Source organism: Rhodococcus sp. P-2, from assembly GCF_016598535.1.
GTDB lineage: Bacteria > Actinomycetota > Actinomycetes > Mycobacteriales > Mycobacteriaceae > Rhodococcus_F > Rhodococcus_F baikonurensis.
Window position 1 is genome coordinate 3,527,489 of sequence record NZ_CP066779.1, and the last position, 13,613, is coordinate 3,541,101.

General features: G+C 61.1%; 8 protein-coding genes. 6 read left to right on the plus strand and 2 right to left on the minus strand.

Features of this window, described 5'->3' with window-relative positions:
- Positions 1 to 151: 151 nt before the first annotated feature.
- Positions 152 to 1,633 carry an ABC transporter substrate-binding protein gene (locus I7X09_RS16805; RefSeq protein WP_200313068.1) on the minus strand — a complete coding sequence of 494 codons (1,482 nt, stop codon included), beginning with the start codon at positions 1,631 to 1,633 and terminating at the stop codon, positions 152 to 154.
- Between the two features lie 483 nt (positions 1,634 to 2,116).
- Here I7X09_RS16805 and I7X09_RS16810 point away from each other — a divergent pair, with 483 nt between their 5' ends.
- Positions 2,117 to 4,441, plus strand: coding sequence for an alpha-L-rhamnosidase-related protein (locus I7X09_RS16810; RefSeq protein WP_200313069.1), 2,325 nt, complete (start codon positions 2,117 to 2,119; stop codon positions 4,439 to 4,441).
- A gap of 67 nt (positions 4,442 to 4,508) precedes the next feature.
- Here I7X09_RS16810 and I7X09_RS16815 read toward each other — a convergent pair whose 3' ends face one another.
- Positions 4,509 to 5,981, minus strand: coding sequence for an AMP-binding protein (locus I7X09_RS16815; protein ID WP_200313070.1), 1,473 nt, complete (start codon positions 5,979 to 5,981; stop codon positions 4,509 to 4,511).
- Positions 5,982 to 6,388: 407 nt separating this feature from the next.
- Here I7X09_RS16815 and I7X09_RS16820 point away from each other — a divergent pair, with 407 nt between their 5' ends.
- The 5 genes from I7X09_RS16820 to I7X09_RS16840 all read left to right on the plus strand — a co-directional run bounded on the left by I7X09_RS16820 (position 6,389) and on the right by I7X09_RS16840 (position 13,612).
- The gene (locus I7X09_RS16820; RefSeq protein WP_151531571.1) at positions 6,389 to 7,390 is read left to right on the plus strand and encodes a LacI family DNA-binding transcriptional regulator; all 1,002 of its coding nucleotides are present in this window, start codon (positions 6,389 to 6,391) and stop codon (positions 7,388 to 7,390) included.
- Positions 7,391 to 7,514: 124 nt separating this feature from the next.
- Complete coding sequence (gene rhaI, locus I7X09_RS16825; protein ID WP_113682852.1) at positions 7,515 to 8,681, plus strand: L-rhamnose isomerase; 1,167 nt, start codon at positions 7,515 to 7,517, stop codon at positions 8,679 to 8,681.
- 8 nt (positions 8,682 to 8,689) lie between these two features.
- Positions 8,690 to 10,735, plus strand: coding sequence for a bifunctional aldolase/short-chain dehydrogenase (locus I7X09_RS16830; RefSeq protein ID WP_200313071.1), 2,046 nt, complete (start codon positions 8,690 to 8,692; stop codon positions 10,733 to 10,735).
- A gap of 4 nt (positions 10,736 to 10,739) precedes the next feature.
- Entirely contained in the window at positions 10,740 to 12,152 is a 1,413-nt protein-coding gene (locus I7X09_RS16835; protein ID WP_234036603.1) for a rhamnulokinase, read from the plus strand.
- Between the two features lie 161 nt (positions 12,153 to 12,313).
- The gene (locus I7X09_RS16840; RefSeq protein ID WP_200313073.1) at positions 12,314 to 13,612 is read left to right on the plus strand and encodes a T3SS (YopN, CesT) and YbjN peptide-binding chaperone 1; all 1,299 of its coding nucleotides are present in this window, start codon (positions 12,314 to 12,316) and stop codon (positions 13,610 to 13,612) included.
- Position 13,613 lies beyond the last annotated feature (1 nt).

The window sequence follows — 13,613 nt, forward strand, 5'->3', positions numbered from 1 at the left end:
TACGAGAGCGAAAAACAGTTTCCGCCCAAGGAAGTTCAACATATGGTGCCTCGGAATTCGTGATTTCGGAGTGCGGTCTGCCCAGCGTGATGCTTGTACGGGTGTATCCCGTGCGTGGTCGCCACTGTGTGGCGACCACGCACGGGCCGACTCACTTGAAGGTGTACAGATAGGGTGCAGAGTTTCCGGTCATCTTCTCTGCGGAGACGCCACCCTTGAACGCCCAGAAGCTTTCCGGGAAGGCCAGGACGCTGAACCAGGCCTGATTCGTTACGAACTCGTTGATCGACTGCACGATCTCTTTCTGCTTGTCCTCGGGGGCAACCTGCAGGTCGGCGATGAGTTGCGTGAGCTTCGGATCCTGAGTCTTGAAGACGTTCCAGATCGCGTTCGGAGCCAGTGAAGCATCGACGTCGGCTACTGGAGTGCCCGAGGGCAGTCCGAAGGGGATCACCGGGTAAACCCCCTTGAGGAACTTGTCGAGATACTGTGTCGCCGGGACGCTTTCGATATTCACATTGATACCGATCAGACCCAGCTGCTGCTTGATGATCGGGGAGAGCATGTCGGTACGTCCGGGGATCTCCGGGATCGTCAGATCGAAGCCGCCTGAGTATCCCGCCTCGTTCATGAGCTTCTTGGCGGCCTCAACGTCATAGGCCGATGCTGCAAGCAGGTCCGCTTTGTACGCGTCGCTGTTCGTGTTGAAGATCTGGTTGTTGACGACGCCGTGTCCTTGGTAGATAGCCTTGACGATCGCGTCACGGTCGAAGACCTTGTTCATGGCCTGGCGCACCCGGACATCCCCGAGCGCCGGAACTTGCTTGCCGTCGCGGTCCATGATGAACATGCCGTTCCAGTTGACGGCATTTCCCAGCAGCGTCAACCCTGCCGATTCAGCTTGGTCGGCATTCGCCGCCGAAACCGGGCCGGCATCGATCTGCCCGGATCGCAGAGCATTGAGACGCGCGGTCTCGTCTTCCATCACGCGGATGACGACGCGGTCGTACGGGTAAGCATCTGCATTCCAATAGTTCGGGTTGCGTTGGTAGACAAGCGAGGTTCCGCTGGTGCTCTCCTGGCTCACGAACGTGTACGGGCCACTTCCGACGGGATTGGTGGCGAGATCAGGCGATGCCAGTGACGCCGGGCTCGCCAGGATGCCGGGCGCCCACGTCAGGAACTGTGCAAGCAACGCGTTAGGGCGTTCTGTCGACAGTTCGACAGTTCGATCGTCGAGGACTTCCACCTGGACCCCGGCCAGGCGCACCGAATCCGGTCCGGCGCTGTCCCGCATGTGTTCGAGTGAAGCCTTGGCAGCTGCGGCGTCGACTGCAGCGCCGTCCGTGAACGTCATCCCGTCCCGCAACTTCAAGGTGAGAGCGGTGCGATCCTCGTTGTATGAGAACGATTCAGCCGCGTTCGGCTCGATGGAGCCGTCGGGTGCGTATTTGAGAAGAGTGTCGTAAACCGGCTGCCACAGGACCACGCCCGTTCCGGCGCTGACTTGCTGAGCCGGATCCCAGGATCGAGGTGCCACGTCCACACCCAGTGTCAGTGTTCCTCCAGTCGAGTCCTTTTCGCTGCTCCCGCCACCGCAGGCTGCGACCAACATCGACGTTGCGGCAAGCACCGCAACCCCTTGAACGAGCCGCTTCAGCCTGCGCCTCGGCGCAGGCCGCCGTGGTCCGGAATCATCCGCACGGGTTCTCGACAACAATGTCCACCTCCGATTGCCCGGCGCGAACCGGAATTTTTGAAACGATCAATGTTGCCGAACAATACGTGTTCTGAGACACATTTGGCAAGATCTTGAACGAAATTCCATATTTGCCGTTCAAGCTGCATATATGGACTCCAAGAGGGCGGAAATTTCTTGACAGAAGGCGCTATGGAGCGTTTCAATTATTTGGAAAAGTCACTCGCTCACACATCTCTTCGGCACGATCTGCCGCCGGCACTGCGCAGGACAGGACTTCCGTTGAACCCCATAACCGTTCCACCACGCTTTCCACTGCAGTGGCGTGGCCACTGGATCTCGCACCCGAACGGCGCACAGACAGACATCGTCGTCGGTCCAATCCAGCCGCCTCTACCACCGCATCCGTTTCATCGCGTGGAATTCGCCACCACAGTCGAACTGCCGACTCCAGTCCCACACGCCCCGTGCCGGGTCAGTGCAGATTCACGATACGTACTGACAGTGGGCGGTGAAGTTGTCGGACGTGGCCCTGTCAGATCACAGGCAGACCGCCTGCACTACGACGAATACGACCTCGCTGAATTCCTGGTGCCCGGACCGAACCGCATCGAACTCCTGGTCACCTACTACGGACAGCCCAATCCCTTCTGGGCACCCGCGCGTAGCGGGGCCGGCTTCGGCAATCAAGCAGTAGCGGTCTTCGAAGCCCGGATCGGTGACATTTGGCTGGCGACCGACGAGTCCTGGACGGCACGCGAACTCGGCGAATGGAGTGCGCCGACCGATCTCGGCGCAGACGCACGACTGCCCCTAGAAGCATTCGACGCCACCGAGGCGCCACGTGAGGCCGTACCCGCACTCGTTCGGACGGTCAAGCACATGGGCGGGCTCGCCCGCTCGCAGCCACCGACGATGCCGTACGGACGCATGCTCCCCAGACCGATCGGCGCCCTCACCGAGAAGAACGTCCACGCGAAGTCCATGTCGTCGGTCGATCAGCTCGAAACCGATGTGCTCACGGCCGGGGCCCCGATTCGGCGGATCGGTGAGATATTCGAGCGCCACCAGCAATACCGAACACAGAACTACGCCCCTGGCGATGTATTGACAGTGAAACCGCACAGTCCGGTGATCATCGAAGTCGACATGGGCGAAATAGTCGCCGGTCGGGTCAACTACCTGGTCGACTCGGAACACTCGGTGACCGTGCGGGTAGCACTTCTCGAGAAGGCATTCGGCTACGAAAGCGACTCGGGCGAAGCACACGTGGCCGGCAGTATGATGCGGTCCGAACCGGGCAAATCGAAGTTCGAGGCGATCGAGGTGAACGGATTTCGATACGCGCTGCTGCTCGTGGAATCAACAGAGCCGACACGATTCTCACTCGAGCAGTTCGACGTCGACGAATTTCTGTACGCACTCGCCGGTGACCACTTCTTCACCAGCGCGGACGCACAGATCAACGAGTTGTATCGGGCCGGACGTCGCACCGTCGAGTTGAACTCACATGACGCCTTCATCGATTGTCCGACTCGCGAGCAGCGGGCATGGGCGGGCGACGCATACGTACATGCGATCACGCATTTGACGTGTTCGGACGACTGGCGGCTGGTACGGCGAAGCCTCGAACTCGGCGACTCACCCCGATCCGACGGTCTACTACCGATGGCCGCATCCGGCGATGTCGAATTCATCGACAACATCACGATTCCGGACTGGTCACTCTATTGGATCCACGGCTTGTCCCTGTACTACCGCTACTCCGGCGACACCGCCTTCGTTCATGCTCGAATACCGAGCGTCCAACGGATTCTTCGCTGGTTCCTCGCCTACAAAGTCGAGGACCGAAACCTGATCGGTCACCTGCCCGAGTGGGTACTCACCGACTGGTCGGCAGTCTTCCTCGACGGATGCAGTTCCATCGTGAACGGCTTACTCGGCCGCGCGCTGCTCGAATTCTCCGAATTGAGCGAGGCAATCGGCAACAACGGCGATGCACGTTGGGCCCGTGACGAATACGACTCGCTGTGTATCGGTTTCGAAACGTTCTGGGATGAGGAGCGCGGCGTCTACATCGACCATGTCGACGGAAAGAACGCACCGGATGCGTGTTCACAAATGGGTCAGGCTGCCGCTGTCGTCTCGGGATTTGCTCCGGCCGAACGCTATTCCGCACTGACGAAGGCACTTTCAGACGAGGATGCGACGGTATACCGCAACTGGATCGGTGGGGCCAGCGGTTACTCCAAGGAGCGACGGCTCATGCATCTGCAGGGCAGGCAGGAAATCGACTGGGACACAAGGACACAAATCACGCGAGCAGAACCGTTCGGCCAGGCGATGGTGCACGAGGCGTTAGGAAGGATGAACGCCATGGAGCCACTTCTCACAAGCGTGCGCCATTGGAGTGAACTGCTGTGGGAGGGAAATTCGACCTTCGCAGAGTGCTGGGGATTCGGAACACCCTGCCACGGTTGGAGTTCCTCGCCGACTTCTGCCCTGATAACCAATATCCTGGGGATTCGCCCAGCCGAACCCGGATACCGATCGGCAGTCGTCGCCCCTCGCTACGATCTACTGCCCGCACTCTCGGGAAGCTGCCCCACCCCGTTCGGTGCAATCCGTTTGAAGTGCACCGAGTCGACGATTACCGTGCACAGCCCGATCCCCGTCTCCTTCCGACGGCCTGGCGGTGACGTCGAAAGACTCGCGGCCGGATCCCACGAGCTGGCGCCGTAGGTTCGGTGACTACTGCGGGGTGCTGCTGGCCGATGAGGGCAAGCAGCACCCCGCTTCTTTCCGCCGACTACCCGTCGAGCGAATTCCTTTTCTGCACACGAGCATCGCGTAGAGCGCCGCGTCGCACCTTGCCTGCGTCGTCTCGCAACGGAGTCTCACTGAACTCCAGCGAGCGAGGCAACTTGTAAGGCGCCAGGCGGTCTTTCAGATGTGCGAGAAGCTCGTCCGCGCCAGTTTCGTCTGCAACCTGAACGATCGCGTGGACGACGTTGCCGAGGTCCTCGTCGGGCAGTCCGATCGCAGCGCACGTCAGCACCGCCGGGTGTTCGGCGAGCGCAGCTTCGATCTCGGCCGGGTAGACGTTGGCTCCACCCACCAAGATCATGTCGCTCGTGCGATCGGTGAGATAGAGGAACTTGTCGTCGTCGAAATATCCCAGGTCGCCCAGGGATTCCCAATCGCCGTGAGTACGCGATTTCGCACCGACGTATCGATAGGTTTCAGGCGTGCCGGGTGCCCGACGCATCCAGACCTCGCCGACCGTTCCACTCGGCAACTCGCGAAACTCTTCGTCCCGAATGGTCATTTCGCCAGACAGCACCGGCCCGACCGAACCCGGGTGAGTCAACCAGTTGACGCCGTCGATCATGCAGTTCGCCTGGGCTTCTGTACCCGAATACAACTCGACGACCTTCTCCGGGCCTATCCAGTCGAGCCACCCACGTTTAACCACAGGCGGGCAGGGTGCCCCGACATGCAATACAGTTTCGAGCGTCGAAACATCGGCCGCGCTGCGGATCTCGTCGGGAAGCCGCAGCATACGGCCCATCATCGTCGGGACCACGTAGAGCCAGGTGACGCCGAATCGGTCGATCGCGTGAAGGGTACGTTCAGCGTCGAATCGATCCATCAGCACCACGTGCTGCCCTTGCAACAAAGCCATCAGCGAGAACATGTTGGGCGCATTGTGGAACATCGGCGCCGTGTTGAGCATGACCCCGCCTGCCCTGAGTCGCAGAGCATCGGCACGACCGAGCACCGCTTCAGCGCTCGCTTCCTGCCCCGACACGATCAATTTCGGGCTTCCCGTACTTCCGCCTGAGGTCGGAGCTTTCCACGCCGGAGAGATCATGTCCGGCAACGGCTCAGCTGATTCGCCCGACACGTCTGCGCTTGCGCTCATCCAAGCCCGTCCATCACCTGGCTCGAGTCCTACCACCAGCGACGGATTCGCGACTTCCAGTAGCCGGCTCAGCTCGTCGGCCGGCAGCCGGGCCGAGAGTGGTTGCGGAACAGCTCCGAGTTTCCATGCTGCGATGGATGATTCGATGTGACGCACACCGTTGGGCAGCGCAATGGATACCATCGAACCGGCAGTGACCCCCAGCGCTGCGAAGCAGCGTGCCAATTGATTCGTGCGGCGCTCCAGTTCACTGCGAGTGACGCTCTCGTGATCATCCGTCACAGCCAGTCGGTCCGGTGCCTCGAGTGCCAATGTCTGCAGTCGAGCAGGAAGTGATGTCGGTTCGTCGGTGCTCATGCCTCGCGCTTTCGAAGGTTGCATTATTTCGCAAGTGTGGTCAGTTCCGAGCTAGGTGAATCGCGATGTTTAATCGTTTCATTCGTTTCTTCGTGACAGTAGGCAGCGGCACCGGTCGAAGTCAAGGCTTGGCAGCACCGATCGCCGGCGAGTCCTGACTCGCGCGAACGTGCGCAGGCCGTGTCGCAGAGTCGATGCAGGCCCCAGCCCCACAATTACTTCCGATGCGCAGCAGGTGCACGTAGGATTTCCCGATACACGACCACACAGCGGTTCGGCGTTGCTGAATCATGCAGCCGCAAGGGCCTTGTAGGCTGGCTCAGTCCAGCGGACCGAACGCAATCGTTTCAATAGGAGTCTTGGTGACAGTGCACGACGGTCGGTCGTCTTCGAACCAGGTCATCGGCATGCGCGATGTCGCTGCGGCGGCAGGCGTCTCCATGGGCACGGTCTCCAATGTCCTCAACCGTCCGGAAATGGTCAGCGCCAAAACTAGGTCCCGGGTGCAGGCAGCCATGTCCGAGCTCGGCTTCGTCCGTAACGAATCTGCACGTCAGCTACGCGCGGGACACAGCAATACGCTTGCGTACGTCATGCTCGACGGCGCCAACCCCTTCTTCACCGACGTCGCCAAAGGCATCGAGGAAGCTGCCGAGGCCCATGACTTGTCGGTATTCCTCTGCAACAGCAACAACCGAGCCGAACGAGAACTGACTTACCTGAACAGGTTGGAACAACAACGAGTTCAAGGGGTACTCATCACGCCGATGGACCCGGAGGCCGCGATTCTCGACGAGTTACCCAAGCGCGGAACGCGTGTTGTCATCGTCGATCGACGTCGGGCACGCCCGACTCACTGCTCGGTGACGGTCGACGACGTCGAGGGCGGCGGCCTGGCCGTCGAGCATTTGCTCGAAATGGGCCATACCAGCATCGCATTCGTCGGCGGACCGCCTTCGATCGGACAGATCCGCGATCGGCGGGAGGGCGCACTCAATGCCGTTGCGGAAGCCGGGCTCTCACCCGATCACCTGATCGAAATCGACACCGCCGGGCTGACAGTCTCAGAGGGAATCGGGGCAGGCGAGCGCATTCTCGGCCTCAGCGCGAAGAACCGCCCGACTGCGGTGTTCTGCGCCAACGACCTGTTGGCGCTCGGATTGCTTCAGCAATGTGTCGCCCTCGGAGTTCGAGTGCCGGACGATCTGGCCATCGTCGGCTACGACGACATCGAGTTCGCGGCAGCCGCAGCGGTGCCACTCACCTCGGTACGCCAGCCACGCAAACTCTTGGGCGAGACCGCGGCCAATCTCCTCTTTCGTGAGGTCGAGGACCCCGAACATACCCATGAGCAGGTACTTTTCTCTCCCGAACTAGTCGTCCGTCGCTCGTCACGATCCACGAACTGACACGGGCTTACTACAGCCGCACTTTTGAGCGACTACTCCCTACTCAGACGCACCGGGGTTGACAGTTGTGGAGCCCATCACATAATTTGAATCGATTCAAACATTCTCGATTCAGTGGAGCGGCATGCCTACATTCAGTGAAATCTCGGAAGCGCTCGCGGACCAGTCCATCGAATTGCCTTCGTGGGCGTTCGGTAACTCCGGAACTCGATTCAAAGTGTTCGGTTCCACCGGCGCGCCTCGGGATCCCTACGAAAAACTCGCCGACGCGGCCAAGGTTCACGAACTGACCGGACTGGCACCGTCGGTCGCTCTGCACATTCCGTGGGATCTCGTCGACGACTTCGACAAGTTGGGTACCCACGCTGCCAACCTCGGAGTGCGACTGGGAACCGTCAATACCAACACATTTCAGGATGACGACTACAAGTTCGGCAGCCTCACACATGTCGACGAACGAGTACGTGCGAAGGCAATCGCACACATGCATCAGTGCATCGACATCATGGATGTCATCGGCAGTCGCGACCTGAAGATCTGGCTACCGGACGGCACCAACTATCCCGGCCAAGGCGACCTGCGTGATCGACAGGACCGACTTGCCGATTCGCTACGCCAGGTCTACGACCGTTTGTCCGAGCATCAGCGACTTGTGCTCGAATACAAGTTCTTCGAACCCGCCTTCTACGCCACCGACGTCCCGGACTGGGGCACCTCGTACGCTCACAGCGTCGCCCTCGGCGAGCGCGCTTTCGTCTGCCTCGACACCGGACACCATGCACCTGGTACCAACATCGAATTCATCGTTGCTCAGTTACTGCGCCTCGGCCGTCTCGGCTCCTTCGATTTCAATTCGCGATTCTATGCGGACGACGACCTGATCGTCGGCGCTGCAGATCCATTTCAGTTGTTCCGCATCATGTTCGAGGTCATTCGTGGTGGTGGATACGGGCCCGACAGCGAAGTCGCATTCATGCTCGATCAGTGCCACAACGTCGAGGAAAAGATCCCCGGACAGATACGCTCGGTCCTCAACGTCCAGGAGATGACCACCCGGGCCTTACTCGTCGACCGTGCCGCCCTCACCGAGGCGGAGAAACTCGGTGACGTGCTCGGCGCACACGAGATCTTCATGGATGCCTTCTACACCGACGTCCGTTCGGACCTGGCAGATTGGCGCGTATCTCGCGGTCTTCCCGCCGAACCCATGCAGGCATACCGCGAGAGCGGATATGCAGACCACATCAACTCCACCCGGACGGGTGGAATCCAAGCCGGTTGGGGAGCCTGAATCTCGCTATGACTGAATCGACGAACACCACTGTCGCGCAACTGCTTGCCCGTTCGAACAGGCTCGGATCGGATCCGAGGAACACGAACTACGCAGGTGGAAACACCTCGGCCAAGGGCCACGTCACGGATCCCGTCACCGGCGATACTGTCGAACTCCTGTGGGTGAAAGGGTCCGGTGGAGATCTCGGTACACTGACCGAAAACGGTTTGGCAACACTCCGGTTGGACCGGATGCGGTCTCTCGTCGACGTCTATCGCGGCGTCGACCACGAAGACGAGATGGTCGCCGCCTTCGACTACTGCTTACACGGGAAGGGCGGCGCCGCGCCGTCGATCGACACCGCGATGCACGGTCTCGTCGGTGCCGCCCACGTCGATCATCTACATCCGGATTCCGGAATCGCAATTGCCACCGCCGCCGACGGGGAACAACTGACCAAGAACGTCTTCGGAGAGAAAGTCGTGTGGATTCCGTGGCGCCGACCGGGCTTTCAATTGGGACTCGACATCGCCGAGGTACACAAGACGCATCCTGAGGCGGTAGGCACCATCCTCGGCGGTCACGGAATCACCGCCTGGGGTGCATCCAGCGATGAAGCCGAAGCCAATTCTCGGTGGATCATCGAGACCGCTCAGCGGTATCTGGACGAGAACGGATCAGCCACACCGTTCGGCGAAACGGTCGACGGTTTCACACCGCTGCCCGTCGACGAAAGGCGCGCGCGGGCCGCCGCTCTCGCCCCGCATCTGAGAAGGATCGCATCCCGCGACCGGCCCATGGTCGGGCACTTCAGTGATGCCGACGTCGTACTCGAATTCCTTGCCTCCGAAAAGCTTGCACCACTTGCAGAATTGGGAACCTCATGCCCTGATCACTTCCTGCGGACCAAGGTCAAGCCGCTCGTTCTCGAGCTCCCGACTTCGGCGACGATCGACCAGTACATCGCCCGTCTGACCGAGCTCCACGAGGCATATCGCAAGGATTATCTGGCCTACTACAACCGCTATGCGACCGCGGATACTCCTCCCGTCCGCGGAGCCGACCCGGCGATCATTCTCGTTCCCGGCGTCGGAATGTTCTCCTACGGCAAGGACAAACAAACTGCACGCGTCGCCGGTGAGTTCTACACCAACGCCGTCAACGTCATGCGGGGTGCCGAGTCCGTGTCCACCTACGCGCCTATCGACGAGAGCGAGAAGTTCCGGATCGAGTACTGGGCGTTGGAAGAGGCGAAGCTTCAACGGATGCCGGCACCACGTTCGCATGCCTCCCGCATCGCGTTGGTGACAGGTGCTGCGAGTGGAATCGGACGAGCGATTGCGACTCGTCTGGCAGCCCAGGGCGCATGCGTGGTGATCGCCGATCTCGACGGCGAGAAGGCCAGAGCTGCTGCGGAGGCTATCGGCAACACGGACGTCGCGATCGGCGTGCAGGCCGACGTCACCGACAGCGCCCAAGTCCACGCTGCCGTGGACGCTGCACTCCTGGCCTTCGGTGGCCTGGATCTACTGGTGAACAATGCCGGACTGTCGATTTCGAAACCACTTCTCGACACCACCGAGCAGGATTGGGATCTGCAGCACGACGTGATGGCCAAAGGCAGCTTTCTTGTGGCGCAGGCCGGGGCGAAGGCGATGATCGATCAGGGCCTCGGCGGCGACATCGTCTATATTTCGTCGAAGAACTCGGTGTTCGCCGGGCCGAACAACATCGCGTACAGCGCGGTCAAAGCCGATCAGGCCCACCAGGTTCGCTTGCTCGCTGCCGAACTCGGCGAGCACGGCATCAAAGTCAACGGCATCAATCCCGACGGAGTTGTGCGTGGATCCGGAATCTTCGCCGGCGGCTGGGGCGCCAAGCGAGCTGCTGTCTACGGAGTCGACGAGGAGAAGCTGGGTGAGTTCTACGCGCAGCGAACCCTTCTCAAGCGTGAAGTCCTTCCGGAACACGTCGCCAACGCCGCCGCGATGATCACATCAGACGAGTTCAGTCACACCACCGGATTGCACATCCCGGTCGATGCCGGCGTCGCTGCCGCGTTTCTCCGGTAGACCGGTGACGGCCAGAATCTTCGCAGCGGTCGACATAGGGGCTTCGAGTGGTCGAGTGATCGCCGGCGTGATCGACGCAGGCACTACTACACTGCACGTCGTTCATCGTTTCGCCAACGGCGCGAGCGCGGTGGACGGGCACCTACGCTGGAGCCTCACTGATCTCTACGGTGAGGTGCTCGCCGGTCTGCGCGCTCTCGCTGCATCCTTTCCGAGCGTCGAGTCGATCGGAATCGACACCTGGGCTGTCGACTACGGCCTACTCGACGCGAACGGAAACTTGCTGTCCGAACCGATTTCTTACCGCGACAACCGAACTGACGCCGTAATCGACGATGTGCACGCACGCGTCGATCCGCAGGCGATGTACACCGTCAACGGGTTGCAGTTCCTACCGTTCAACACCGTCTACCAACTTGCCGCCGAACAGCGATCGCCCGACTGGGGGCGAACAGCACATATCGTGCTCATACCCGACTTGTTGGCGTACTGGCTCACCGGAGAACTTCGTACCGAATCGACGAACGCGTCGACAACCGGTCTACTCGACGTGCACACCGGCCGGTGGGCAACGGAGTTGTTCGAGAATCTCGGTATTTCAGAGAAGCTTTTCCCGACACTCGACCAACCAGGTTCGCAACGAGGCACGATTCGGCCCGAAGTTGTTCGGTTCACCGGACTTTCACCGTCCACGGTCGTGACGACCGTCGGCTCGCACGACACTGCATCCGCAGTGGTCGCGGTTCCCGCCTCCGGCACGCGATTCGCGTATATTTCGAGCGGCACCTGGTCGTTGGCTGGTCTCGAACTCGCACGCCCGGTAGTCACCGAAGACGCACGCCGCGCTAATTTCACGAACGAACGAGGCGTGGACGGGCGAACGCGATTCCTGCGCAACGTCGGCGGGCTGTGGCTGCTTCAGGAGTCCCTACGATCGTGGGCTCGAGAGGGTAGGCAGTTGGAGCTGCACCAACTGCTCGAGGAAGCGAGAGGGGTGGGTCCGTCAACGAAACGAATCGACGTCGACGACGTGAAGTTCATCGCGCCGGGCGACATGCCTGCACGGATCAGCGACGCCGCGGGGCTGTCGACGTCGCCAACGCCGGCCGAGGTGACCCGCTGCATTCTCGACTCACTGGCGAGTGCCTACCGCCACACTGTGCACACAGCCGGAGAACTCGCCGGAGCGAAAGTCGAAACGCTTGCAATCGTCGGCGGGGGCTCGCAGAATTCGCTGCTCTGCCAGCTCACCGCCGACGAATCGGGTCTCCCTGTCACTGCTGGGCCCGTCGAGGCAACGGCGCTGGGAAACATCTTGGTCCAAGCTCGTTCTCGCGGAGCAGCACCGTCGTCGCTGGAGGAGATTCGTCAGACGATCGCACACACCCACCGAATCCGACACTACGAGCCGCAATAGGTGATATCGCTGCACTGCCAGGGATATCGCGATCCTCCTTCTTCTTCGTCCAATGGTCACTGTCGGACCCCGGGACTACCGTCGTAGGCGGGGTTTGAAAAGCAGGGGTTTCGGCGAGTCGTCGGTAGGGCCCCATGCGCCCCCGGACCAGAGGAGCGGCGATGTCGGACAATACTTTCGATCTGGAAATCCTGAGTGCCTGGACTACTTTCGAGACTCATCTCGCTCGTTACATCTCCGTGATGGAGGACGACGACACCCTCGTGGTGGAGTCGCATTACGACAGCATGGACGAACTGGCGGACGCACCCGCGTGCATCCAGTTCTTCGCGTGGAATCAGACCTCCGTGCGCTGTGAAGTTCCGTCGAACAGATTTCTGCATCCATTACGGATGCTCGAACCGGAAGACCATTCGGCACTGCTCGACATGGGGTTCAACGCTCCCGATCTGTGCGAGCACGAGCCCGAGGGCAACGGGTCCATGTCCTTCTACATCGACGTCGACCGCGCTCGTCCCGAGGAACTGGTGACAAAGGTGCTCCGCGTCTTCCGCGAGATGTGGAGCATTGCGCACCCGTCGTTCCTGCGTGCCAGCACCAGTGGGCGCGAGTCGACGCCGGCGTTCGCCACGACGCCGTCTCACGCTCCCTCGGGTTCGGGCGACATGCTGCGGATCCTGGTCGACGGGGCCGTCGAACGCCTTCTCGGTCATCCGCCCAAGCGTGACGACGACGGCGACATCCCACTGGTCCGCGGTGAGCAGGTCACTTACGTTCGGGTCCTCGAGGACGACGAGTACGTGGAAGTGTTCTCGCGGGTCGTGCATTCGGTGGAGAACCTCGAGAACGCTGCTGTTGTTCTTGCCCAGCTCAATCGGCAGTGGCCGACCATCAAACTCATTCTCGTCGAGCAGAGTGTGCTGGGCGTGGTCCGCGTGGACGGCGCACCCTTCGTCGCCGAGCACCTGCTGCGGGCTCTGCGCTCGTTCGCCGAATTGGCCGAAGCATCGGACGAACTCGCCGAAGAACTGGGCGGGCAACCCATTCGCGCTACCGGAGACACCGCCTTCAACGACGGGATGGCCTCCGAGCACGAAGATCCCGGTGCCGAATACGAGTCACACGAGTGCCACGAATTTCCTCCGGCACTCATGGCGCTCCTCGAACTCGACGCCGACGGAACGGGCGAGCTCAGCGCCGAAGAGGTTGCCGTGATCTGTGAGCACGACCGCGACACCATTCTCGACTACCTGCGGATCAGCCAGGAGCAGGAGACGGCCTGGCACGAGGCGTTGACCGAGTCCATCCGGCGCAAGGACGACGACACCGACCTGTGCGCGGGCGAAAAGCGCGCGTGGACGCACGCGATCCGCAATCTCAGGCGCGGACTGCGCGTCGTCGTACTGCCCGCCAAGGATGCAGCGCCGACCCAGCTCGGCCTCTTCGACGATCAGGCCTGAG